We start from the raw sequence: 26,555 nt of genomic DNA, 5'->3' as shown, positions 1-26,555 counted from the left end.
AGGCAAGGTTGGAGAGCAGATTCGCATTGGAACGGCAGCAAACCACTAAAACTGCAGGAGGATGAAACATGGAAAATGTAATGCTGGGTTATCCCCTTTCACCACAACAGAAGCGGCTGCATGAATTGCAGCTTAGCGGTCTAAAATCGTCTGTCCCTAATGTAATCGCCATAAGCATTGAAGGTGAATGCACGAATCCTCAGATTGAAGCAGCTGTGAAGAGAATAGCCGAGAAATACAGTACATTCAGGACTTCCATTGAAGCCGATCCCAACTATGGAGTATACCTGCAAAAGGTGGGAGAAAAGCCGAATTATCAATTCCGCACTGCATTTTCAGATCAACGAATTCAGGAAGAACATATTCCGTCTCTAGTACAGCAGGAGCTGGGTAATTGGACAGGAGAATACACCCTGGATAGCGTGTTGGTTAATGGTCCAGACCGTTCGAGTATGTTGATTCTTGCTCTCCACCCTTACTTTTCGGACGTGGAATCCGCGATTATTCTGAAGGATTTATCCCAATTCACCAGAGGCGAGATAGATTCATCACTGCTGGAAGAGGAGGTTCCCTATTACGCAGTATCCGAATGGCTGAATGATCTGTTAACCAGTGAGGAGCATTCGGAGGAGCGAAGCTTCTGGAATCACAAACGATATACCCATTATGACAAGCGGCTCGCGCTTGCTTCGAATCGGGACGCAAGTAAGCTGAGCATGGCTAGCATATCGGTATCGTGGTCTTCAGAGCTATGGCAGCAGTTGCACAAAATAGCTGTACAAGCTGAAAGCACAATAGATCAGGTGCTGCTTGCCTGCTGGAACCTGACGATACATTGGCTGGGCGAAGCAACAGAAATGACGGTGGGCGTACATACCCGCGGCCGGCAAGATGAAGATCTGGAGAACGTTGTCGGACCATTGAATAGATATGTACCTGTATACTCCGGCATAAAAGGGGAGGATACGTTCCTTGAATTTTTGCAAAGAACAAGGAATGAGGTCAAGGATAGCGCAGAATACGCAGATTACTTCGATTTTAAACATTCAGGAGCAGCAGATCAGGGGCAACAGATATTTTCCTACGGATTTGAGAGCTGTGATGCATCATGCCTTATAGAGTCGGAAGGTAATACGTTTCGAATCGCATATCAATCTGAAGAGATTGAGCCGGTACATCTGGGACTGAAAGTAAATCATTATGAGGACCGCAAAGATATCACATTAAACTACAATAGCGAGGTATATACGAGCACAGAAGCCAATTATGTGGCGGATATTTTGGCACATCTTTGTAATCTTGTGTATTTGAATCCGGAGAAAAGCGTTGCTTCCATCTCCATGCCGGATCAACTGACGCAAACGTTACGTGAATTACTTCAAGGAGAGACTCGGGACTATCAGGCTTCCACACTTGTAGAATTGATTGACGAGCAGGCCTCGAAGACACCGGATCAGATTGCGGTTGTTTTTGGTCAAACGCTGCTGACTTATCGGGAGGTACAGGAAACGTCCAGACAGCTTGCCAATTACCTGCATCGAACCAGAAACGTCAAGCATGGTGATGTCATCGGGGTATGCATAGAGAGATCGTCGGAACTGGTGATTGCTTTGTTAGCTGTTCTTCGGGCTGGTGCTGCGTATGTACCTCTTGCCCCGGATTATCCGAATGAGCGTTTAACCTACATTTGTGATAATGCGAGAATCCAGACGGTACTGCTGCAAAATAAAAACAATAACCGACTTAACTCATTGTTTGCACAACCTGTATATCTGGAGGAAGAGGGAGAACAGATCACTGCCGAGTCGAGTGATGCTCCAGCCGTTACAGTGAACGGTAAAGACACGGCTTATATTCTGTATACATCTGGCTCCACGGGCAGGCCTAAAGGTGTGAAAATTTCCCATGAGGCAATTACCAATCATATGCACTGGATGAATCATGAGTTTCCGATGAGCGGGGCAGATGCTGTATTGCAGAAAACGTCCATGAACTTCGATGCTTCTGTCTGGGAGTTCTATGCACCGCTGACTACGGGTGCGAGACTTGTGATGGCTGAACCGGAGAAACATGCGGACCCGGACTACTTGCTTGACATGATCCACAAGGAGAACATTACAACGCTCCAGGTTGTGCCTACGATGCTTCAGGCTTTGGTGGAGAAGGAAAAGCTTGCTTCTTCTCCGTTGACCAGAGTATTTAGCGGTGGAGAAAGACTGGGTGTTCCTCTACAGCAGGCTTTCTTTGATGCAAGCAATGCACAGTTAATTAATCTTTATGGTCCTACTGAAGCTGCTGTGGATACCACCTTTCATATCTGTGACAGGCAACAGGTGTATGAAACGATCGGTTCACCCATTCATAATACTCGTTTGCTGGTTCTGGATTCGGAGCTCAGGCTGGTACCGCCAGGGGTCGCCGGAGAATTATACATTAGTGGAAAAGGGCTGGCCGACGGTTATGTGGACGAGACTCTGAATGCGGAAGCATTTATGGCAAATACGTATGAACCGGAGCAGCGCATGTACAGAACGGGAGACCGGGTCCGTTATTTTGCGGACGGGAAATTGGAATATATCGGGAGGGTTGACCGGCAGGTAAAACTGAGAGGGTACCGGATTGAACTCGGCGAGATTGAAAAGACGCTGAACACTCATCCTCATGTGCGGCTTGCAGCGGTGAAGGTGCTGGAGAAAACAGAGCCTTTGCTGGCTGGTTATGTAGAAATGGATGCACAGGGAGATATCCAAGAGGTTAGACAATGGATTGCTTCGGCGCTGCCTGAATATATGGTTCCTGGCTTCATTCAAAAGCTGGATCAGTTGCCGCTCCTGCATAACGGAAAGATCGATTATCATTCCTTGCCGGATGCTCTGATCGACGCAACAGATGATTATGTAGAACCATCGACTTCCGTGGAGCACATTGTTGCACAAATCTGGAGAACGGTGTTAAAGCGCGAGAAGATCAGTATTAACGAAAATTTCTTTGCGCTAGGCGGGCACTCTCTAATCGCCACCCAGGTTATTTCTGGCATTAGACAACAGATGGGTATTAATCTGCCACTGCGCAAAATTTTTGATGCACCAACCATTCAGGAGTTGTCGGAAGTCATTGAAAATGTTCTGTTGGAAGCGAATGGATATCGTGTGGAGGACAATTAATTGAAAAAAAACGGTGCAATCCTGAATAAAAGGCAATTAGTTGATCAAATTTTGAGCCAAATGAATGTGTCCGAAGCTATAGAGCGTATATCTCGTGAAGACAATCGCTTTCCGTTATCTTTTGCCCAAAAAAGATTGTGGCTTCAACAGCAGATTGACCCAACCAGTACGGCTTATAATATGATGTTTGCGAATGACATTCGGGGGCCATTTGAACCGGAAGCATTTGAGAAAGCGATCCATTTGCTGGTGCAGAGACAAGAGGCGCTCCAGATTCGAATTGATGCCGAAGCAGGTATACCTTATCAATGTATTGAACATGACAAGCCGGATTATCAATTTGTGGATGTCTCCATGTATTCGAATGCTCTGGCAGAGCAGCATATTGCACAACTGATCGAAAGGGCCAATGGCCCTTTTGATTTTACACATGATCCTTTGTGCAAGTTCAGACTGTTCAGGCTGGATCAGCAGCGTTATATTTTTGTTCTAATGATGCACCATATTATTTCGGATGGTCAATCCATAGAGATCATTCAGCGTGATTTATTATCCTATTATGAATATTTCCGCGGGGCTGGGCCGTTACAGACGTTCGATGCTTTCGCGGCCCAATATATAGATTATTCCGTATGGCAGAATCAGATGCTGGACCGTTCATCGTTTGTGAAACAGAAGCAGTACTGGATTGAACAGTTGAAAGGTCATTCCTACACTCTGAATCTTCCTTGTGATCGCGAACGTCCGGCAAAGCCAAGTGAAGAGGGCATATCCGTACATTTTACAGTGCCCGCTGCAATCACACACAAGTTGAAGAGTATTTCACAGACACATCATTCTACTCTTTTTATGGTAATGTACACTTGCTTTGCTATTCTGCTGCGCAAGTATTCAGGCGAGACGGACCTGCTGATAGGCACACCTGTTTCGAATCGGCAGCAGCCGGATTTGGAGAAGGTTGTTGGTTTTTTCGTGAACACACTGGTGCTGCGGAGTCGAATTCATGATCAGCAGTCGTATCTGGATCAGCTGAAGCAATCCAGAGACACGATTCTGGATGCTTTTGATCATCAGGACGTGCCGATTGATCTGTTATTTGATGATCTGATACAAACCAGAAATGTCGGCTACTCCCCACTCTTTCAAGTGATGTTTAGTCTGGGAAGGGCAGCTCATGTCCAGCAGCAGGATGGCCAGACTGAATTCAAAGGGATGCAGTTCAAGCCAGTGAGTACATCCAAATTTGATATGTCCCTGGACTTGACGGAGGAAGAGGAGGTCATCAGAGGTACATTCGAATGTCGAGCCGATCTATTTGATGTGAGCACCATCGAACGTTGGATTGGTAACTTTCTTACCTTGCTTCAGGATATTGCCGAGCGCCCTGAACAGCCTATCTCCACGTTAAGCGTGGTAAGTGCCGAGGAGCGGCAGCAGCTTCTGTATGAATGGAACAATACCTGCATGGACTACCCCGATGATCGATGTGTACATCATCTGTTTGAAGCATCGGTTTCCCGTTATCCTGATTATGCCGCAGTTGTATATGGAACAGTGAGTTTAACTTATGAGGAACTGGATCGCAGAGCGAATCAACTGGCTCATGTTCTGATTGAACACGGAATCGGGCCGGACAAGGCCGTTGCTATTGGCATTGAACGTTCCTTATATTTACCTGTAGCACTGCTTGCGGTGTTAAAAGCAGGAGGAGCGATCGTGCCCCTGGATCTGGATGCACCTATCGAACGGAACCGCCACATGATTCTGGATTCGGAAGCATCCATCTGTCTGATCAATACGCATACACTTCCTATTCCGAATGATGCAGCAGTACTGATCGATGTTTCCCGGCCTGAACTCGTTCACAATAAACCAGTCGATGCTCCCCCGTCTCAAGTAGGGCCGGATCATCTGATTGCTATCTATTACACGTCAGGAACTACGGGTAAACCAAAAGGGGTGTCCGTACGGCACCAGGGCTGGGTAAGCCGAATCTGGTGGATGCAGCAGCAGTTCAAGCTGCGGCATGATGAAACCGTGCTTCAGAAAACAACGCTTACGTTTGACGATGTGGGGCTCGAATATTTCTGGACCTGGATGGCTGGTGCCCGAGTGGCGCTTCTGGAGCCGGGATTTCATCGGGACCCTTACGCTATCATTGAAGCTCTGAAGAAATATAAGGTGGGTATCGTGTTTTTTGTTCCAAGCATGCTCAAAATGCTCATCCAGCGAGTGGGGCGTTCGGACCTGGAGCAGCTGCATGCATTGAGAGAGGTATTCTCCAGCGGAGAGGCGTTAAAGCCTGAGATGGTGCAAGCGTTTCATCGTCATCTTCCCGGCATTCGTCTTCATAACAGCTATGGAGTAACGGAAGTGTCCATTGATTCCACGGTTAATATCAATGTGCAATCCGATCCGGGGCTGGCTTCACGAAATGTATCGATCGGCCGTCCAATCGGGAACAACTTTATCTATGTTCTGGACGAAATGCAGCAGCCTGTGCCCATTGGTGTTCAAGGGCATCTGTATATTGGGGGAGTGGGGCTGGCGAGGGGGTACTACAGAGACCCTGTCAAGACAGAGCAGGCTTTTTTCACCAACCCTTTTACAGAAGGACGAATGTATAAAACAGGAGATATGGCTTATTACGATGCTTCAGGGAAACTGTACATTGTTGGCCGGATTGACAATCAGCTGAAGATCAGAGGTATGCGTGTGGAACTCGGAGAGATATCGGATGTCATCTCCAGACACGCTGATATTCAGGAATGTGCGGTACTCGCAGAGAAATGGGGCGATGATGAGGAACTGTCATTAAGCGCCTATATTCAGTTGACTTCGTCTTCAGCCATGACCAGCACGGATTTACGTAGTTATTGCCGAACGCTGCTGCCAAACCATATGATTCCATCACGTTTTTTCACCATTGATGAGATTCCCCTGAACAGTAACGGTAAGGTGGACAAGTCTGCATTGAAGCAGCTGGACAGCAGCCTGCTCCAGGATGGGACTGTAGCTCCTCAGGATGAGCTGGAGGAGAAAATCATGCAGATTTTCATGGAAATACTGGATATGCGATCCGTGCAGCTTCATGAGAGCTTTTTTGATCAAGGGGGACATTCGATTAAAGCGATCCGTTTAGTGGATATGCTGAACAGCACTTTCCAGACTCAATTATCTGTACTGACTTTGTTTGATCACTCTACCGTAGTTGAAATTGCCCGTTTGATTCGCGAAGGTATGTCAGATAAACATCAGTCCATTGTTGTGTTGAAGGAAAGCGCACGCAAGCAGGATAACCCTCTGTTCCTTGTTCCGACAGGTGGTGGCAATCTCATCAACTATTATGAATTGGTAAGTCAAATTGAGAATTTAACGATATGCGGATTTATACCTAAAGGGTATGACAGTCATGAGGAGCCTTTATATTCGGTGCAGTCCATCGCGCGCTATTATTACTCTGTTCTTACCAAGTGGAAGCCGCAAGGGCCGTATCGAGTGCTCGGCTGGTCCTTCGGCGGTAATGTAGCCTTTGAACTGGCACGGTTGATTGAAGAGGCGGGACAAGAACTGGAGTGGCTGATTATTCTGGATGCTCCGGCAAGAAGCCATCAACAGGTTGTACGTCCTATGAATCGAGTGCAGGCTTTGAACGAGCTTGCCCGGAATAACGGGTACGAATTGAAGACGGATGACACCTATGAAGAGCAGCTTGCCGAGCTGCTGAGTTATTTTCCCGACAAGACTTCTGTGGGCAATTTGAAAGTGCGCATCGCGAACGAGGTCGCTTTTGATAACTATTATTCCTCTGAGCCTATTCAGTCGGATATCCATCTGTTGTACGCTGTCAATCAGGATGAAACAAGTCCGGTTCCATTAACGGATGCACCATCATGGCATGCCAAAACAACAGGCAGCTGTGCCGCTACTCCCATCCCTGGTCATCATGAAAATCTGATTGATACCACACACGCGGTGAATGTCGCTCAATATGTGAATCAATTGGTGAAGGAGGCGTCCAAGGATTTCTGAGCAGAGCATCCAACCTCCTTGCGTGGTGTACGGGTACAAATTCAGGGAACTGGCGAGGCTGATGGAGGTGGAGACGTGGACATTTTCAGAAACAAAAATTTTAGCCTGATGTTTTTTGGACGTATTCTGACTAACATAGGGGACAGCTTGTATGCTGTATCAGCGATGTGGCTGGTATATAATCTGGGCGGCTCATCATTTTATACGGGACTGGCAGGTTTCCTGTCGATTTTGCCTAAAATTATTCAGATTTTCTCCGGCCCGATTATCGATCGTTTACCGGTTCGAGGCATTCTCGTATATAGTCAGCTCATCCAGGCTTTCTTGTTATTAATTGTACCTGTTGCGGCATATTATGATTTTTTGAGTGTAGGTCTGGTTCTGGTGATCACCCCGATTCTTAATATTTGCAACACCTGGGTGTATCCTGTTCAGATGTCAGCGCTGCCGAGGGTAGTCCACAAACATCAGCTAACCCAGGGCAACTCCTTGTTTTCCATAGCGTATCAAGGAATTGATGTGGCCTGTAATGCAATATCAGGGGTGCTCATTGTGGCATTGGGTGCAGTTTCGATGTACTTCTGGAATGCGATTGGTTTCTTTATTGGCGCTATGCTGTTTTCCCAGCTGCGAATCGCTCCTTTCCCTTCATCGTCATCTGCAAAACAGGAAGCGGCAAAACAGCCGGATACTGCTTCTGCATCGGCGGATGAAGAGTCAACGGGTAACAGGAAACACGCCGGAATCCGGTTGTTTTTCAGGAATTACATGGACGATCTGGTTAGTGGGATACAGCTTCTTACCCGCACTTCTTTAGCCAAGCTGCTCTTTGGCATTATGGTTATTAATGCTGCTGGCGGAGCAACCTTCAGTGTTCTTCCGATATATAGTGATCAACTTGGCGGGGCAGGCATGTACGGGCTGATGTTAATGGCACAGGCGTTCGGAAGTGTTATTGGAGCCACATGTGCACCTTATCTCAGACTGGAACAGGTTCGTCTGGGTTTGTTATATTCCGTTGCGTATATCACATCAGGAATTGCATGGATCGCCTGTGTATTTGCTCCTTGGGGATGGCTTAGCATTCTGGTCTATGGCCTAGCCTGGCTTCCTGGTGGCGCGGTAAATGTCATCATTAACACGGTTGTTCAGAAAGGTATTCCTCAGAAATATCTTGGCTTGGTTTTCGCTGCCACGATGGCATTGAGCGGGATCGCGATGCCTGTAGGCAGCCTGATTGGTGGTACGCTGGGGGTGTGGATGCCCACTGCTGGTGTGATTACTTTGAGTGGTTGTATTGTCGTTCTGGTGGGTGTGTTCTGGATGGTAGACCGCGTGTCACGCAGTCTTCCCAAAACAGAGCATCTCAATGAAGGATATTTCAGCTTCACTCCGCGCGCGGAATCTGCTCGTTCGGGTACTGGAACCGGAACAGGTATGTGAGCAATTGTGATTCTATTAAACGAAGCACCCCCGATATGCATGGATATCCAGCATCAGTATGGTTATCTTGTGCTGATTCGGTGAGGTGCTTTTTTAATGGCTACAGGGGTTACGACTTTATGACTTAGTGTTTATTCCAGATTTAGATCGAAATCCGGTTGACACATATAATCAATGGGATAGAGGTCATCCCGGGCGGAGATCAGAGCGCGAAAGTGAAGGAACCGATGGTTAAGCTGCTCCACAACTCCCCCCACGCGAAAAGGAATGAGCTCAGCGACAACAAACACATCTTCCACATCCGCGCATCGGAAAATCACATTGTTTGGGTTAAGCACCTCTTTCATATAACTGTAGGTCATGACATGAAAGGACTGTCCGCGCCAGTTCGTCTGAATGACCTGGTATGACTGTGTTCGGATCAAATCCAAATAACGCTCCAGCGTGAAGGTGTGCTCAAACTGCGTAATATAACCTTGTTGATCGACATCAATCGTAAACTCGACATCATAGCTTTGGTGAAACTCTTGCTGATATGTACCTTTCATGATCTTCATTGTATCGAAGTGTGATCCAAAATCAGGATCGATGGTATAGGGAATCGCAACGAGTTCGGGATTAACGTGTGCTGTGATCTGACTTTTCGTAGAAAGGGTAGGGCCAGGTTCAGCGGGTCTCAATTCAATGGAACCGATCATACTTCCGGGAAAACCGGGGCTGCAGCTTATTCGCATAGTCATCTCCTTTGAGGTGTGGTCCTCTAGTTAGACGGAGATGTAAAGATAAAGTTGCATATTGACCTGACTTGAACCGGGACAGCGCAGACGATATAGTGAGAAGGTATTTGATTATAACCATACTTAACCGTGAGGGACGGCTTCATGAACAGGAGGGCTTGTAATGTTATCCACCAAAGTCATTGAACACTGCCGCGTAAACGGCTGGTGGCATGAAGATGTGCCTGTCGAATACGAGGCAGCGCTGCGTAAGCTGAATGTGGATCTAAACTCGGATTTCGCACAGTTTTACTTGCATGCAGAGGATGGACCGACATTTTACAGTCGGCATCAGGAGCTGTATCAAATCTGTTGGATAATCGAAAATACCGTATATCTGGACGATATGAATGTGGCTCAGCTTACACTCGGACTGCCAGAAGCATATATTCCGCTGGACAGCTTTGAGGGCGAGGGTGGATTTTTCTATAACCGCCAGACAGACGAAGTTGTGCTGGTTGAGCTAGGCGAGTCGATTGAACGCTTTTTGAGTGGTGAGAGCAAGCCGCAATGGGCAGATTTTAATGCATTCCTGGAGTGGTATTTCGAATTGGCCGAAGTGACCACACTGTAAAAAACCAATATGTAAGTGGGGAAAGTGCTAGACATATCCCTGATAGCAAAAGGGTACTCTACTGGCTGCAAATGTCGTAGAAGTACCTTTTTTCAGGTGTTAGCGATATAAGTTGAACTATTGATTATACAAAAACGAAGAGGACAGAAAAAACCTGAAAAAGCGGAGCGGTCGCCTGAAAGCTTTCTGAAAGAAAGCTACATCGGAAGCATACGCTTATCACCGGATTTTTCCCTTTGAAAAAGGGATTCCGAGAAAATCTGGGGATAACAGCGATTGGAAGGTTATTCTGTCATCGAAGTGTCCGTATAATCCAACTTTAAGTTCAACTTATATAGCTCCTTTATTTGGAGCTGCGTAATGATCATCTGTCTTCTCGTTTTTCCCGTAAGGGAAAAACTCATCCACGAGATCCTGAGGCGAGATGGACACAAAGACGTGATCAAGGTCGGTCTTTTTCGCAAAATCAATAATGTCCCCGGTATAATATCGTGGATCAACCAGATACACATCAGATACTACGGTCGAGAGGAAAGATATCATCGGCACAGCCAGCGAGTCTTTAATAAACATCACCTTGAGTCCGTTCGGATTGTCTTTATTGGTCACATGTACGATCCCTTGATTGCCATATAGATACGTAAAATATTTATCAGCAGTGAGATCATAGGCAGTACCCTTCACATTCAGTGGATACGTTGTCAGCAGGGCATCCTCGAAGCGTCCGTTTAATGTTGCCTTGGTGTCGCCTGTCTGGAAGTAGAACGAGTAGTTCGTTTTGAATTTTGGATAGATGAGATCAAAATCATCGTCGCCTGCATACAATTTCCCCGTCTTGCGCCCTTGTGAGCCAATAAAGAAATCCTTGTATGGAATGATGTTGTAGTTGTTGATATCCGTAAAATAATGCTCCGGGTCCAGTGGCTTGTTATACACGCCATCCAGATGATGAACCAGCTGACCGAACGCCCAGAAGGCCGTTCTGATTTTCCAGTGATGATCGGTTGTGAAAAAAAGGTCCTTCGCAGGTATGCCGCTCTCCAGCAGTCCCTCGCGCAAGTCGAGTGTGTCGATTCCGGCCTGCTTCAGATGATTCAGAAAGCCATCGGCGGTTTCGTTATTATAATTATAAGGAATGCCTTCCGGGAACGTTGTATGTCCACGTACATATTTGTCGGGTGTCATAACATAGGTCAACTTGGTTTTGGCATCCAATTGTGCCCCGAGCTCGGCAACCCGGTCAGAAAGCTGCTTCGTATCGGTCGGCCCGGTAGCGAAGTAGGTATAATGCAGCTTGCCTTCGGTATCTTTGACCACCTCGAAGTTATTCTCCTCGTTTTTCCACATCAGTGCCTGCAAGTAACCGTAGGCCTCCACGAACCCGAACTTTTCAAAAACATGCTCATTGATGTCTGCATCCAGCTTGTTAATGATGCCCTTGGCATTGGAGAAACGATAGTCTGCCGATGCCAGCGTCTTTTTTAACGGCTCGAAAGACTGAATCATATTGAGGATGGAGAACGCAGCCAGCACCATAATGAAGAGGAAGGCGGTGAGTCTCTTTTTGGCAAAAAAGTTATGCATATAACATCCTTCTCTCAGAAATTGAAATAAATAAACGGATTATACGTTCCTTTGACCAGATAGGATACACATACGAGGAACAAAGCGATGATGCTTACCGGGTAGATCAGCTCCAGCGGTTTGCCGAAGCGAACGCCATCCACCATCCATTTGTTCATACGCAAGGCAATCGGTGTGGAGAAGAGAATGCCGAGTATGAAGAAGAGTGCATATTCCTTCATGAACATCCCGGTTGTATCACTCCAGAACCCGTTGCCGTACAAGCCGAACATGTTGCCAAGATAGTTGCCTGCCTGCAGCAGATCGGGTGAACGGAAAATGACCCAGCCAATGACAACTACAAACATGGCATAGACATGTCTGAGCGGAGCAAAACGAATGCCTTTGTCCAGATTGAAAATTTTCTCTAAAGCAATGAAGGCAAAGTTGATTAAACCCCAGATAACAAATGTCCATTCCGCGCCATGCCAGACACCTGTAAGTCCCCAGACGACAAGCAGGTTGCGGATCATTTTATCCTTGTTGCTGACTCGTGAGCCTCCGAGCGGGAAGTAGACATATTCCTTGAACCAGGTTCCAAGCGAGATATGCCAGCGGCGCCAGAATTCAGTGATAGATCGGGAAATGTACGGATACTTGAAGTTTTCTTCAAACTTGAAGCCAAACATTAACGCAAGTCCAATCGCCATATCGGAATAACCGGAGAAGTCGAAATAAATTTGCAGCGTATAGGCAATAGCGCCCAACCACGCCAGACTTGATGCCATATCGGACGTTCCTCCCACGCTGAAGGCGTGATCGGCAACAATGGCCATGCTGTTGGATAACAGCACCTTTTTGCTCAAACCGACAATGAAGCGGCAGCAGCCTACCGCGAACTTGTCCCAGCTCTCCTTGCGATGCATCATCTGATCCGCAATCATGTTGTAACGCAGAATAGGCCCCGCAACCAGCTGAGGGAAAAAGGAAATATACAGAGCGACATAAAACGGGTTTTTCTGCACACTGCCATGTCCGCGGTACACATCAATAACATAAGAGATCGCATGGAAGGTGAAAAAAGAAATACCGAGCGGCAGCGCAATATGTGGAATGCTCAGACCAAAACCTGTGCTTTCATTCACAATGCGCAGGGCAAACGCCAAATACTTATAAACAAACAGCATGCCCAGATTGGCAGCAAGCATCACAGTAATAATGGTGTATGCGGCATTACGCCGATCGCGATACTTGTCTACAAGCAGGGCGAACACATAATTCAGTGCAATCGATACCAGCATGACCAGTACGAAGCGAGGCTCACCCCACGCATAGAAGAATAGACTGGCTGCAAGCAGCAGCATGTTTTTCAACGTTACCGAAAATCGCAGTACATAATAGAGCCCTAATACAAGCGGCAAAAAATAAAATAAAAAAACGACACTGGAAAAGAGCACTGCCTTTCCTCCTTGGAGATGAAATAAACAACTTACATGCGGAACAATCGTTTGGACCGGCGATGATTCATGGAATGGGCTTTACCAGATTGGAAGGCGCGCTGCTCTCTTCTCCACAGCCAGTAAGGGATCACAACCAGAAGCCCGATGAAGAGCAGGCCGATGCGAATCATCCATTCCATCCAGGGCTTTAACAATATGGCAGAAGGCTCCAGCACTTTGGACACCTGGTCAGGTGCAGGGATGAAACGGGGGGTTCCGTCGGCTTCCTTGACCTGCATGGCCGTGGAAGGATCAAGCGCAACGATGAAGCTGCTGGTCCACCGCTGATCAATCACAGCCTGAATTACAACCGATTTGATTCCGGCGGCTTCTGTCTCAAGGGTCAGCAGTCCATCTGATGTGATGGACACGCCCTGTACAGGATGTGCAAGCTGGAATTGGACGTCCGAGCTCTCTGGCGAACCACTTACCGTATATTGAGCCACGGATTGACCCGCAACCGGTAGGACTACGCGTTCATCTCCGCGGATGTGCACAGTGGACAAGCTGTTCTCCACAGCTGCTTCTTTAGCTGGCACCAGCTTGACGTTTCCTACGCGATAGCGCAGCTGTGCATTTTCCGATGTCGTCATGGTGATGCCCCAGCTCAGAATTTTCCCCGGAGTGACTTGTCCAGCGGTAGCGGGTTTATATTGAATCATGAGACTGGAAAAGGGAACACGAACCTCGCCTTCAAACTCTGGCGCAAGTTCAATCAACCCATCCACCGGGCGAACCAATTTGGGTTCTTTGGTTGCTTTTGGAATCAGGATGACCTGACGTTCGTTCGATACAGTGAGTGCGGCCCGGTCAGCTCGGGTGATCACAACGTTTAGTGGCAGCACCTGATCCGAGTCATTGCGTACAGAGAACCTTAGTTCACCGCTGCCCGACCAGTCCCTGTTCTGCAGTTCATATAGATAGGCAGAATAAAATCCTTTGTCTAGCCCCTGTGTGTCGGTGCTGATCTGCAAGCTGCCATTACGGTCCACATGGGACTGCACCTTAGCGCCGTTGTTCCACTTATGTATAGAGCGTTCGCTCCAGTGAAGCTGTTCAGGCTGAGCCGAAGCAGCTGCATTAGCGGTGGAATTGGAGCATGCACTCCATAAACCCGCGACAATTGCGATAAGCAGCCACTGCTGCCATTTCGTACGCATGCTTTTTTTGCCTCCATTATTTATAAATAAGCCATCTCGTTCAGTTCATCATCGGAGACGAAGTTTTTGTAAGAGGATGTGCCCTTTGGTTTGCGAGACTCGATATACGCTACATTCCACTGCTTCAAAAGGGCCTCCAGCTCTGGCATTTGACCACTGCGGGCGATGTCGCGAATGTTTCGAACCCGATACAAAATGCCGTGTTTGCTTCGCATTGATTTTACCCATTCACAGTCGAGAATCAGATTTTCCGCAAGAGGCAGACGAACTTCGTAGGCCATTTCCGGGTGAGACATCTGCAAGAGTATAAAATCGTAGTTAAAATCCAGCAGGGTCACTGTGCCATACTCGAATGTTTCAAGCTCGTGGTTCAGCGAAATACGGGCCAGCTTGCGGTTCGACATCATGCCGATCTGTCCACGGCGTACAAAGTTCAGACGAATGTCTTCAAATGTACTGATATCCTTGTCCAGCTTCTGAGGAAGCGTTGGCTCGCGATCATACACAATGTGCAGCAGCTGGCGCTGCTCTGCTTCGTTAATCTCATGCACTTTAAATGCATACTTCCACTTGGTTCCAAATGTAGTGACGTGTGTGACCTTGGCTTTGAACTCGCTCGAATAAGGACTCGATACCAGCTGCACGCCAAATTCAGCATCACTCGGAATGTATCTTGGTGTATCCAGCAGAATGGAAATGCCGCCTTCCGAGATATCATAAGTAACAGACGAGAGGGTTTCCCCCTCTGTGGTCAGCGTACACTCCACAGCAGCGAGCACACGCTCATGGTTACGGAACACCTTGCGTCCGCTGAGGAAAAAGATGGACATCATAATGTTGTAGAAGTTAATCAGCAACCAGTATAGAACGACAAGAAAACCAATCGTGCCTTGACTAAAGGTCCAATGGATACAATTCACGATACCAATTACGGACAGCACCGCCAGAATGAGATGGGGAATGATCTGTTTGATCTGGTAGCTGCGATCATTATGTGCTCCATCTTTGCGAGTGACTGCAAATTTGTTCATGGTGATGCCGAGTGTTTCCAGAATAACCGCAGGCAGCAGCGACGGAAACAATATCGTTTCATATACATTGGTCCATTTGGTCGTTCGAATATTGCCTGACAGCATACGCAGACATGTATTGGTCAGCAGATACATCGGCAGCCAGAACACCAGAATTTCCAGAATGGTGCATTTCACCACCAGCACACCAAACACAGCAAACAGAATAGGCGACATAATGTACAGCAGCCTTTTTAAGCCGGCATACCAGTAGGTGATGGATGAGATATAATTCAGTCTCTGGGCAAAAGTAAGACCTCTCTTGAAGAGAATGTTCAATTTTCTGCCCGTCTGGATACATCCGCGTGCCCAGCGCTGACGCTGCTTGATCAGGCTTTTCAGATCACCGGGAGCAAGTCCTGAAGCCAGCACCTTATTGGTGGCATAACAGCGATACCCTTTGCTCTGCATTTCAATGCCGGTTGCAAAATCTTCTGTAATCGACCCGGTATAGAAACCGCCAACATCCTCAAGGGCTTGTCTGGACAGCACCGTATTGGTTCCACCATAAATGACGGAGTTGGACTTGTTACGTCCAACCTGCACATCACGGTAGAAGTAGTCCTGTTCGTTCGGGATTCGTGCTTCTGAATACAGGTTGTACTGAAACTGATCGGGATTATAGAAGCTCTGCGGAGTCTGAACGAAGCCAATTTTCTCTCCTGTCAGAAAATACGGCACACAGGACGTCAGAAAATCATGCTTCGGAATCATATCGGCATCAAACGTGGCGATTAGAGGTGAGGAAGTATGCTTCATGGCGTTGTTCAGGTTTCCAGCCTTGGCGTGGATATGCTCGGTTCGGGTCAGGTAGTGGATACCCATATGAGCGGCAAGTTCACGCATCTCGGGACGATTGGAGTCGTCACATAGATAAATATGTACTTTGGAGCGGTCAGGATAATCCATGTTGAGACAGCCGTTTATCGTTTTGAAGAGCAGGGATGCCGGTTCATTGTAGGTTGCAATAAAGACATCGACATCCGGATATAAAGCCTCGTCCACAACGGGGAGCTCAGGATATTCAAGCCGGGTCATATTATAGAAATGCACAGCCAGTTCAAACATACCGATGAGTTCAACAATCAGGAGGGCAAGACCAGCGGTCACAGCAAGAGGGCCATGGCCGAAAGGAATGGTGAAGAATGTACGCCAGATGACGTAAATACAGGACATAATGACTGTTGCGGTGACCAGTATTTTGTTGCGTGTGCTTAAACGATTCAAGGTGCATACCTCTCTCTATGCGTGGTAAAATAGTTAGCGTTTATCAAGTCTTAAGATATGTCTATCATACAATGTGGTTCTGAACAGATTCTGAACATAGGCTGGTATGTTCATGGGGATAAATGTCGAATTATGATGAATATTGTATTTATTTCAGCGATAATTAGCAACATTTTTATTATAAATCCACGATATGGAATATGTTTTGAAGTTTTTCTGTACAGACACCAAAAAGACGAGCCCGTAAGCTCGCCTTCTTCGTAGTATCTTTTGCAGACACACCTGTGTATCTGTTGCTCCTTTAGATTCATGTTAATCCGAAATGTTGCGGGTGTAATATTCAATGATATCTTTACGACGAATGATGCCGAGAAAGACACGATCTATATCGACCACGGGTACAAAGTTCTGATCTGCTGCAAGGGTCAGCATATCTTCCATCTCTGCTTCGATGTACACGCATTCATTATAAACGCGATTGCTGATCTCATGCACCTGCACTTGATCCATATTGTCAAATGTCAAACCGGGAGTGCCCCGCATTTTCCATAACAGATCGCCTTCGGACAGAGTAGCAACATATTTTCCATCCGCGTCAATTACGGGAATGGCGGTGTAGTGGTGCGATTCCAGCTGCTCGATAGCATCTTTCATGGAAGCGGTAGACTCGATATAGGCCACTTCGGCTTTGGGGAGTAAAAAATAGCTGATTTCCATCATCGGGCTCCTTTTCAGCCTTTTGCTTCACAGCAAAAAAGCTTTAGTATGTAATTCACTATTCTTATTTAAACATATTATGTGAGCCGAAGGCTATTTTTAATGACAAATTCATCAGATTTGTTACATTGTGTAATCCGTGCTGGAAATCTATAGTATAGAGTAGAGGTGAACTGACATGAGATCAAAACGAAAATTATTATATGGACTTCTGCCCATCCTGTTTGCAGGCGGCATCGGAATGTATTTATACATGCAGAACAACAAACCCGAGGAAGCGAAACCCCAGACTACCGTAAATCAGTACATAGAGCATCTGCAAAAGAAAGAGTTCGACCAGCTGTATTCGTTGATGTCACCTGCTTCGCTGACCGAGGCAGGCATGACAAAGGAGCAGTTTGTCGAGAAATACAATGCCATATATACGGGTATGCAGGTTTCCGACATCAAGGCTGAGCTGCAGCAAATGCAGGGAGCAGAGACTGAAGCTGGAGCAGATGCCGGAGCGAATACAGATCAGGAATCGGTTTCAGAGGCGAAGACGGGTCAGGAGAATGATGGTAAGACACAGCAGGATGACGGTAAGACACAGCAGAATGAAGGTAATCCGGACCTCTACGAGGCAAATTACAATCTTCACCTGACTACTTTTCTGGGAGATATCAGTGAGACCCATACGTTAAAGTTAGTTAGACAGGAGCTGGAGGACGGGAGCAAGATCTGGCAAATTAACTGGCAGCCATCCCTGATTCTCAGTGACATGGTGAAAGGAAACAAGGTTCGAGTGAAGACTCTGTTTCCGACTCGAGGAGATATTGTAGATCGTGATGGATTACCGCTCGCAACCCAAGGTACCATGAATGAATGGGGAATTGTGCCTGAGAAGCTGGGAGATCAACCCGATCAGATGATTGCTCGCATCGCAGATTATTACAATGTAACCGTAGAAGGCATTCAGAAGGCACTGAATCAAACGTGGGTCAAGCCCGGATTTTTTGTCCCGATCGGTTCTACAGAGGAGTTCGATGTTCCAGATTCACTGCGTGGTGTTGCATTGCAGAGCAAGGAGGTCCGTTATTATCCCCTTGGAGAAGCAGCCGCTCATCTGATTGGCTATGTTCGTAAAGCGACCAAGGAGGACCTGGACAAAGACACCGAGGGTTACTACCGCGCGGAGGACTGGATCGGCAAAGCGGGACTGGAGCAATCCATGGAGAAACAGCTGCGCGGAGAGCGAGGTGCTTTGATTGAGATCACCGATGAAGCGGGGAATACCCTTTCCGAATTAATTCGCAAGGATGCGGTGGATGGCAAGGATGTGCAGCTTACGATCAGCTCGGCGCAGCAGAAAAAGCTGTATCAAACGCTGGCTGGCGGCGGTGATGCCGGAGCAATGGTGATGATGAATCCGAAGGATGGCAACCTGATGGCTCTGGTAAGTGCACCGTCGTACGATCCAAACAAAATGGTGACGGGTCTGACGCAGGCAGAATGGGACGCCTATTCTGCGAATGAGAAGCTTCCTTTTATCAATCGAGTAACAACACGGTATGCCCCTGGCTCGACCTTCAAAGCAATTACTGCGGCAGCTGGATTGATGGAGAACGTAACAACCGCGGATAAAACCCATGACATTTCCGGTTTGCAGTGGAGGAAAGATGACAGCTGGGGTGGATATTACGTCAAGCGGGTGAAAAGCCTGAGCCCGGTTAATATGGTGGATGCGCTTGTGTATTCCGACAATATTTATTTTGCGATGGAAGCGACCGAAATGGGCAGTGCCAAGTTCATCGAAGGCATCCAGAAGTTCGGGTTTGGCGATAACTTCGGAATGGATGAGCTGTACCTGAAGCCGAGTCAGTATGCCAATGAAGCACATAAGGACTTATCCTCCGAAGTGCTGCTTGCCGACACGTCGTACGGACAGGGGGAGATGTTAATGTCGCCGATTCATCTTGCTTCTGCTTTTACGCCGTTTGTGAATGAAGGCAAGCTTGTAAAGCCTGTGCTCATTGTTGGCAAAGAAACCTCTGACCCTGTTGCAATTATTACACCCGATGTGGCCAACACCGTCAAAAATGCTTTGAAAGAGGTTGTTTCTCGTCAAGGAGGAACAGCACATGCCCTCAGTTCGATTGCTGGTGGTCTCGCAGGCAAGACCGGTACGGCAGAGCTGAAAGCGAAGAAGGGCGAGCAGGGTCAGGAAAATGGCTTTTTCGTTACGTTTGACACGGAATCGCCATCGTTCCTTCTGGCTGCTGTGATCGAAGAAGTTAACGGGCGTGGGGGCAGCCACTATGTAGTGGATCGGTTAAAGCCGTTCCTGGAGAAACTGCAGCTTGATCAGTAATTTGACTCCGTAATATTTTTTTCATAAACAGCGAGCGGCATGGATAATGAACAAAACGCGCTTTGGCTGAATCCAACCGGATTCGCCAAAGCGCGTTTTTAAATATATTTCACATTATTTTCTTGCTGTAATCATAAAACGGGCCGAGTTGGTGCGAATCCCCTTCTCGTGCCAGTGGTCCTGCACAAACTGTTTGAAAGTCTCCAGATCGGAAGTATGTTCTCCAAAATGAGGCACAATCGGCGTATGCATGAGCAAAAACAGAAGATCCTCTGGTGCAGCATAATACTCCATTACATTATATTCACAAGCCTCGATCTGCCGGAAACCGGCGTGTGCAAGCTCCTGTCTGCAGCGTTCCAGCAGCGCGCCAGGTTTAATGCCGGAATGCTGCCCGCGCCCGAAGGCCTGCGCGATATTTAATTTGTCATGCTCGCTGACTTGCTGGGTCAGAAATATGCCGTCCTCCGCGAGCACCCGGTATACCTCCGATGCAGAGAATACAGAATGCCTGCAGGATGCGGTGTTGAAGAACTCATTCGGGAACTGAAGATGGTCTGCATCCATCTGAACGAAGCGGACCTTGGAACCGTTGGCGGAGCTGCTTGCCGCTTTCTTCAGGTTTCGCCGGGCAGTATCAATCATGCCTTGAGCCAGATCAATGCCCACAAGCAAATGAGCATGTTCTGCAATGGACAACACGGCTTCTCCTCCGCCAGTGCCTATATCGAGCAGCAAGTCTGATGTTTGCGTGCAGCGAATAACCTCTTGGTAGAAATCCCAAGCAGGGGTATCAGATACAACCTTCATTGTGCTGAAATCCCAACCGTTTTGCCGACCGACACGTTCATAGAATGCTTCGTAATCCCATTTTTTTGTCATACTTTAATCTTCCTCCAATATGTGATGTTATAATTATGGATGTGTATGCCTATGCAATCATTCGAGTGTCAAGCATCGAACAGGCTCAAATGGACAGACCTGCCCCTTGGCAGCTGGTACGCGTTTTGATCCAGCCCGATACCTAATTACTTCGAACGATCGGGAACAACATCCCTTTCACCTCACATGTTGGAATAGCATCATTATACGCAATTGACGGCGCATACGCGAGGTGATATTTTGGAGTGGATTCTATTCTAGCAATCCGAGGTGATCGATGGTGGCTCTTCGTGCTAAGCTCAGAAAGCATATAAGAGATACAATGCATAGCAATATACCAAGCCTTCCTGATCACAGGAGGGCTTTTTTTGTTGAACCAACCACAATTGTGATGTCTCCTTGCCTGTGATGGTTCTCTTTATGGAAAAGGTGGATCATCACAATGCCTGACATCACCCAGCCAATAGTGAATAATGCATTTTATCGAAGTAAGATATGGTGCATTTTACCTTTTTGCTATATGATATATGTCGATTCACCCCGAGATTCAGATACACATATTCTGATAACGGGTAGAAGAACAGCTTAATAAACAGATAAGCAATGGAAACATACATATTTTTTAGATGGAGGGATCAGGTTGTACTGTCACGTATGCGGGACAAAAAACAGCTCGGGTCAGGCACAGTGTCAGAAGTGTGGAACTGTGCTCAAACAAGTCAGCTCTACGGAGGATCAGATCTGGAAGGAACAGGAAGGACTTTCTCCCCGCAATGTCGCTGCTGCCGGAGAGGTAAGCAAGCGTAAAAATAGCCCTTTTCTATGGATTATTCCGCTGCTGCTTGCAGCATTTATGGGTGCGCTGCTGACGTATTATTATAATCAGGAGAGCGCTGTTAATGCTCAAGTGAAGACACTGCATCATGAGGCAGAGCAAGCCGCACTGAATGGGAAATATGCAGAGGCCATCAAGCTGCTGGATAAAGCACTTGGCTATAGACCGAATGTAGAAGCGCTGGTTCAGGATCGGCAGATTACGGCAAAAGCCTACAATCTATTCAATCAGATGGATGAAGCTGCGGATTTACTCAAAACAGGCAAGCTGTCCGAAGCGGACAAAATCATTCAAACGGCAGCGAAAACGTTAAACGAGCGGCAGGAGCCTGTATTTGCCAAAGCAAGGGCAGCCCTGAACAATCGAAAAGTAACGCTGGCTGTTCTGAAGGTCAAAAAAGAAATTGATCAGTTAACCACCGTAGAAGCACTGGCGGGGAAACTCAAAACGATATCCGGCTTGAGCGGCAAGGAAGCGGAAGCGGTACGAAAGCAGATCATCGACAAGCTGGCGGGCATCAGTTATAAACAAGCGGAGCAGCAGGTGAAGAAACGTAATTTTACAGCAGCGCTGCAGACCGTGGACAACGGCTTATCCTATGCACCAGATGATCAAAAGCTGACCAAATATCGGGATGAAGTGCTGCGTGAGAAAAAGGCGTTTGAGAAAGCGGAGGAAGAACGTATTCGACTTGCCGAGCAGCAGGCGGCTGAGGAGGAGCTTCGAAATCGCACAGGGGCTGTATATGTTACAGATTTGTCTGCTGAACTGGATGAGTACGGAGATTTGTATATCAGCGGATCAATCGTTAATCAGGGCACACGTCCAATTTCGTCGGTGGCTCTTATCGTCAATATCAATGCTTCAAATGGTGATTATATCGGTGAAACGGATGCATACGTATACCCGACGATTTTAGATGTAGGAGAAGAGGGTTATTTTGAAACCTACTATTACGGGGTATATGAAGCAACCAATGTGACGGTTACGAATGCATCATGGTATGTGGAGTAGGAGGGGATCAAATGAGCAAACGGATATGGGGCACGATAGTTTCCAGTGCAATAATCATTGGAGCCGGGGCTGGAGGCGTATTCTGGATTCACGAGCAGGTAGCCGACGAGCTGGCGATTGCACCCAAACTGGCAGTTGCCTCTTCTAAAGGAACGGAAAAGCCTGAAGCCAGTACGACTTCTAACGCTTCAATTAAAAAAACACGCAAGCAGATTATTGAGGATAGTCAGAAGAAAGTGGTCACGATCGAGAGCGGCGAAGGTCTGGGCTCCGGCTTTTTATACAATAATAAGGGTGATGTAATCACCAATGCACATGTGGTAGAAGGCTCCAAAGAAGTGACCGTTCGTACTCTGGATCATCAGGAGTATCAGGGGATAGTCATCGGCATCGGGGAAGAAACAGATATAGCTGTCGTCAGAGTCCCGGATCTTGTGAAAATAGAACCGCTGCCCATCTCTTCTACCAAAGCAGAGGTGGGCGATGAGATTCTTGCATTGGGCAGCCCGCTGGGCTTTGAAAATACCGTCACCACTGGCATTATTAGCGGACTTGACCGCAGTTTTGAGATTGAACCGTATATCTATACCAACTTGTATCAGATCTCTGCTCCGATTACTAACGGTAACAGCGGAGGCCCGCTAATTAATGCCGAGACAGGAGAAGTGCTGGGCATCAACTCAACGGTGGTGAAACAGGAAGGTGGTATCGGATTCAGCATTCCGATCACCAGTGTGCTGAAACAGGTGCAGCAGTGGTCCGAGCGTTCCTCTAATGCCAAGTCCGTTCAGACGGCTCGGGACAACTCTTCACAAACATCCTCAGCGGACTTATCGGAAGCGGAGGGCGTGGTTGCTGACTTTTACAGTTATCTGAGCATGAGTGATTATGTATCTGCTTATGCGCTGCTCGGAAGTGACTGGCAGAGCAGTACAAGTTACGCCAAATTTCGTGAAGGCTATACGTATACAAGTGATGTGACCCTGGAGAAGATATCTTCCATGCGTACCGCTGAGGATGAGCTGGAAGTAAGCGGTATAATTGCTGCAGAAGAACGCAAGGATGGGGAATACATCACATCACGATATAATGTCACTTATCAGGTTGGATACGAGAATGGCCAGATGAAGATTTTGCACGGTCAAGGCAAGAAGATAAAGTAACATGATAAGGTCAAAAGATAAAATAGCATGATATGGATCAGCAGTTTATATGGATGAAGTCATTTAATAGAACCTATACAGGCAAATTTATAACCATAGGTGAGAGCGCGCAGTTATCTGCGGGTTCTTTCTTTTGTATTGCGAATTAAATGCAGTTTTGATAAAATACAGAACGAACGTTCAGTATGTATATGTGAATGGAGTGAAGTGAGTGAGTATGAATAAAAAGCAGCTCCAGTCCGAGCAGACAAAGAAGAAACTCGCTGATGCTTCCAAAGCCCTTTTTGTACAAAAAGGGTATAAAGCAACTTCGATTGAGGATATTGTTGCCGCTACAGGCAGCAGTAAAGGGAATATCTATTATCATTTTAAAAGCAAAGAAGGGCTCTTTCTCTATCTCATTGATGAATGGGATCGGGAGTGGGAAGCGAGCTGGAACGCGAAAGAACATCTATATCGCACTTCCACCGAGAAAATCTACGGACTGGCAGAACAGCTAATTATGGATGATTTGAATCATCCTTTAACGAAGGCAGCTGATGAATTTTTCACAGGAGAGAAAAAAGAGAATGATATCCAGGAACGGATCGCTGTCATGTTCGAGCGTCACATTGAATTCAACAAACAGCTAATTCAGGAAGGAATAAATAACGGTGAGTTCAACCCGAACAATGTGGAGCATCTTGCACTTATTCTGGAAAGCACCATTATTGGTCTCAGTCAAATGTCAAGAAAGCTGGAGCCCGACGAGGCTCTTGCACTGTATCGTCAGGCTGCCAGTGTATTTCTTTACGGGATTGCGAAGGATAAACAGCATAATTAGACAACAACACTGGAGGGTGGAATCATGGCTTTGCTGACACGCAACAGGGGCGCGCTGCTGCTGTTAATGTTTAATATTTTCCTGGTATTTATGGGCATAGGTCTGGTTGTTCCAATCATGCCTGCATATATGAATTTGCTCCACATTACAGGCTTTACGATGGGCCTGCTGTTTGCAGCCTTCTCGTTTACTCAATTTCTGTTTTCTCCGGCCGCAGGACGATGGTCAGATCAATGGGGACGTAAAAAGATTATTGTCATCGGCATGCTGATCTTTGCCGTATCTGAATTTATGTTTGGCGCCGTAAATGCACCTTATCTGCTCTTCGCAGCCCGGATGCTGGGCGGGGTTGGTGCAGCGATGATTTTCCCGGCTGTTATGGCGTACACTGCGGATATTACGACGGAGGAAGAGCGCGGTAAAGGCATGGGATTAATTAATGCGGCCATTACGACAGGCTTTATTATCGGGCCGGGCATTGGCGGTTACATTGCGGAGTTCGGCATTAGGGTTCCTTTTTATGCTGCGGGGTTTGCAGGTTTGCTGGCTGCGATTATCACATTGATTATTTTGCCGGAACCCGAACGGAGTGCGAGTGAGCAGTCGTCAGTTGAAACCGTTGGAGTGAAGGAAAAAGCACCAGGTATGGTCGCTCAATTGTTAAACTCTTATCGGGAGCCTTACTTTTTCAGCTTGATCATCGTATTTGTTATGGCTTTTGGCTTGGCTAACTATGAAACGGTATTCTCACTGTTTGTGGATCATAAGTTCGGTTTCACGACGAAGGATATTGCATTTATTATTACATTTGGTTCAATTGCCGGAGCCGTAGTACAGGTATCTCTGATCGGCTGGCTGCTGAATACATTCGGTGAGAAAAAGGTCATTTCGGTATGCTTGCTGTTTGTTTCTGTATTTGTACTGCTGACTCTGTTTGTGCATACGTACTGGCTTATCGTTGTTGTAACGTTTACCGTGTTTTTGGGAATGGATATTTTGCGTCCTGCCATTAGTACACAGATGTCCAAACTTGCCGAGGAGCAGCAAGGCTTCGTTGCCGGCTTGAATTCGGCTTACACCAGTCTGGGCAATATTGCCGGACCGATCGTAGCAGGTGCATTATTTGATGTTAACATTAACTACCCATATGTTTCAGCTGCCGTGGTGCTCGGAATTTGTTTCCTCTTATCTTTACGTGTGCTAAGAAGGGTCGAGACAGTACAAGAGCCAAAGGCTCAAGTTTAGTAGCTGGATCATATCAATATCAATCTGTAGGGGAAAACGTGGATACTTCAATTCTGGTATAATAAGAGTTGCTGGAAGTGAGTCATATGAGTCGGTTTACGGTGGACAGGACCAAGGAAGATCATTTTTAGACATAGACAGAACTATTGGAGTGATAAAATGAGTAAAGCAAAAGGCAAGGGCGGCACGGGTCGTGGTACAGGCAAAAAGGGCTGGAACCGCTGGCAAGCCAGCGCCAATCGAGCCAAGAGTGCCCCAAAGCCTTATAAAAGCAAAGGCACTAAAAACAAGGAAAGTTCTGAATCTGCTGCTGATAAGTCGAAGTAAACAGGCAATGGAGAAGCAGAGTTGGATTTTGTTAGAGAAGCAGCAGTTTTTGGAGATGGTAAGCACATCTGTGAAAACTGTTGTTTTTTTGTTTATGTAAAAGATGATAAACTTTAGGCAGGTTACTTCTATATAAAGAGGTAAATATATAATGAGATGTTTAATTTTAATTTTGGTTAGCAACTGATAAAGTATCTGGTATTGGGACGTGTCTTGTATGCCTGCAATATAAAACCTATATTATATATAATTCTTTTTAATATTTAGTGCTTTACAAGTGGGAGTGATTTGTGATATATTCTAATTCCGGCCAAGAAAACACGGTTTACACGGTGCGGCAAGCAACTTACAAAAGAGCTTCCAAAGAAGCTTGAAAAAAGAGCTTGCAAAGTTGGTTCGGACATGATAAGATATAAAAGTTGCTGAAACGAACTGGTTTTGGTAACAGAGAAAAGTTTGATCTTTGAAAACTGAACAACGAGTGAGTAATCATTCTGCTTGCAGAATGAACGTGAAGGTTTTGGTGCAAGCCATCTGGCTGTATGAAAACTGGAACAACAATGAGATTTATAATCTCGTCAGATTCAAAATGAGCTAATCGCTCTTTTCAATACTTTATTGGAGAGTTTGATCCTGGCTCAGGACGAACGCTGGCGGCATGCCTAATACATGCAAGTCGAGCGGAGTCTCA

The 26,555-nt window shown here is 46.7% G+C and carries 17 protein-coding genes and 1 rRNA gene (1 of these 18 only partly in view); 11 read left to right on the top strand and 7 right to left on the bottom strand.

Annotated features, from left to right (window positions below; genetic code table 11):
• The first annotated feature begins 68 nt into the window (after positions 1-68).
• The 3 genes from IEW26_RS25850 (at position 69) to IEW26_RS25840 (ending at position 8,639) form a co-directional block, all read left to right on the top strand.
• A complete protein-coding gene (locus tag IEW26_RS25850; protein ID WP_188594461.1) occupies positions 69-3,164 on the top strand; it encodes a non-ribosomal peptide synthetase in 3,096 nt (1,031 codons plus the stop codon).
• Positions 3,165-7,196 carry a non-ribosomal peptide synthetase gene (locus tag IEW26_RS25845; protein WP_188594460.1) on the top strand — a complete coding sequence of 1,344 codons (4,032 nt, stop codon included), beginning with the start codon at positions 3,165-3,167 and terminating at the stop codon, positions 7,194-7,196.
• A gap of 75 nt (positions 7,197-7,271) precedes the next feature.
• Complete coding sequence (locus IEW26_RS25840) at positions 7,272-8,639, top strand: MFS transporter (RefSeq protein WP_188594459.1); 1,368 nt, start codon at positions 7,272-7,274, stop codon at positions 8,637-8,639.
• Positions 8,640-8,770: 131 nt separating this feature from the next.
• Here IEW26_RS25840 and IEW26_RS25835 read toward each other — a convergent pair whose 3' ends face one another.
• Positions 8,771-9,373 carry a hypothetical protein gene (locus IEW26_RS25835; RefSeq protein WP_188594458.1) on the bottom strand — a complete coding sequence of 201 codons (603 nt, stop codon included), beginning with the start codon at positions 9,371-9,373 and terminating at the stop codon, positions 8,771-8,773.
• A gap of 166 nt (positions 9,374-9,539) precedes the next feature.
• On the opposite strand from IEW26_RS25835, the gene IEW26_RS25830 reads away from it, so the two are divergent.
• Entirely contained in the window at positions 9,540-9,989 is a 450-nt protein-coding gene (locus tag IEW26_RS25830) for an SMI1/KNR4 family protein (RefSeq protein ID WP_188594457.1), read from the top strand.
• Positions 9,990-10,319: 330 nt separating this feature from the next.
• Here the strand turns inward: IEW26_RS25830 and IEW26_RS25825 are convergent, their stop codons facing one another.
• The 5 genes from IEW26_RS25825 to IEW26_RS25805 form a co-directional block, all read right to left on the bottom strand.
• On the bottom strand, positions 10,320-11,573 hold the full coding sequence (locus IEW26_RS25825) for an alginate O-acetyltransferase AlgX-related protein (protein WP_188594456.1): 1,254 nt from the start codon (positions 11,571-11,573) through the stop codon (positions 10,320-10,322).
• A gap of 14 nt (positions 11,574-11,587) precedes the next feature.
• Positions 11,588-13,009 carry an MBOAT family O-acyltransferase gene (locus IEW26_RS25820; protein ID WP_188594455.1) on the bottom strand — a complete coding sequence of 474 codons (1,422 nt, stop codon included), beginning with the start codon at positions 13,007-13,009 and terminating at the stop codon, positions 11,588-11,590.
• Positions 13,010-13,041: 32 nt separating this feature from the next.
• Positions 13,042-14,211: a hypothetical protein gene (locus tag IEW26_RS25815; RefSeq protein WP_188594454.1), complete on the bottom strand. Its 1,170-nt coding sequence runs from the start codon at positions 14,209-14,211 to the stop codon at positions 13,042-13,044.
• Between the two features lie 20 nt (positions 14,212-14,231).
• Entirely contained in the window at positions 14,232-16,508 is a 2,277-nt protein-coding gene (locus tag IEW26_RS25810) for a glycosyltransferase (protein WP_229730040.1), read from the bottom strand.
• Between the two features lie 312 nt (positions 16,509-16,820).
• Positions 16,821-17,225 carry a CBS domain-containing protein gene (locus IEW26_RS25805; protein ID WP_111269767.1) on the bottom strand — a complete coding sequence of 135 codons (405 nt, stop codon included), beginning with the start codon at positions 17,223-17,225 and terminating at the stop codon, positions 16,821-16,823.
• Between the two features lie 178 nt (positions 17,226-17,403).
• On the opposite strand from IEW26_RS25805, the gene IEW26_RS25800 reads away from it, so the two are divergent.
• Positions 17,404-19,575, top strand: coding sequence for a penicillin-binding transpeptidase domain-containing protein (locus IEW26_RS25800; RefSeq protein WP_188594453.1), 2,172 nt, complete (start codon positions 17,404-17,406; stop codon positions 19,573-19,575).
• 114 nt (positions 19,576-19,689) lie between these two features.
• Here IEW26_RS25800 and IEW26_RS25795 read toward each other — a convergent pair whose 3' ends face one another.
• A complete protein-coding gene (locus tag IEW26_RS25795; RefSeq protein WP_188594452.1) occupies positions 19,690-20,457 on the bottom strand; it encodes a class I SAM-dependent methyltransferase in 768 nt (255 codons plus the stop codon).
• 640 nt (positions 20,458-21,097) lie between these two features.
• On the opposite strand from IEW26_RS25795, the gene IEW26_RS25790 reads away from it, so the two are divergent.
• From IEW26_RS25790 to IEW26_RS25765, 6 genes are all read left to right on the top strand, one after another.
• Complete coding sequence (locus IEW26_RS25790; RefSeq protein ID WP_188594451.1) at positions 21,098-22,306, top strand: hypothetical protein; 1,209 nt, start codon at positions 21,098-21,100, stop codon at positions 22,304-22,306.
• Positions 22,307-22,317: 11 nt separating this feature from the next.
• Positions 22,318-23,469 carry a S1C family serine protease gene (locus IEW26_RS25785; RefSeq protein ID WP_188594450.1) on the top strand — a complete coding sequence of 384 codons (1,152 nt, stop codon included), beginning with the start codon at positions 22,318-22,320 and terminating at the stop codon, positions 23,467-23,469.
• A gap of 217 nt (positions 23,470-23,686) precedes the next feature.
• Complete coding sequence (locus IEW26_RS25780) at positions 23,687-24,292, top strand: TetR/AcrR family transcriptional regulator (RefSeq protein WP_145405567.1); 606 nt, start codon at positions 23,687-23,689, stop codon at positions 24,290-24,292.
• 24 nt (positions 24,293-24,316) lie between these two features.
• Positions 24,317-25,537: an MFS transporter gene (locus IEW26_RS25775; protein WP_188594449.1), complete on the top strand. Its 1,221-nt coding sequence runs from the start codon at positions 24,317-24,319 to the stop codon at positions 25,535-25,537.
• 159 nt (positions 25,538-25,696) lie between these two features.
• Positions 25,697-25,864, top strand: coding sequence for a DUF3934 family protein (locus tag IEW26_RS25770; RefSeq protein ID WP_111269773.1), 168 nt, complete (start codon positions 25,697-25,699; stop codon positions 25,862-25,864).
• A 615-nt stretch (positions 25,865-26,479) separates the two neighbouring features.
• Positions 26,480-26,555, top strand: a 16S ribosomal RNA gene (locus IEW26_RS25765); its annotated part runs 563 nt beyond the window's last position; the annotation flags it as partial.

The sequence above is a fragment of the Paenibacillus silvae genome (assembly GCF_014639235.1).
Lineage (GTDB): Bacteria > Bacillota > Bacilli > Paenibacillales > Paenibacillaceae > Paenibacillus > Paenibacillus silvae.
Note: the sequence above shows the minus strand (reverse complement) of the source record. Positions and strands in the feature narration are given on the sequence as shown.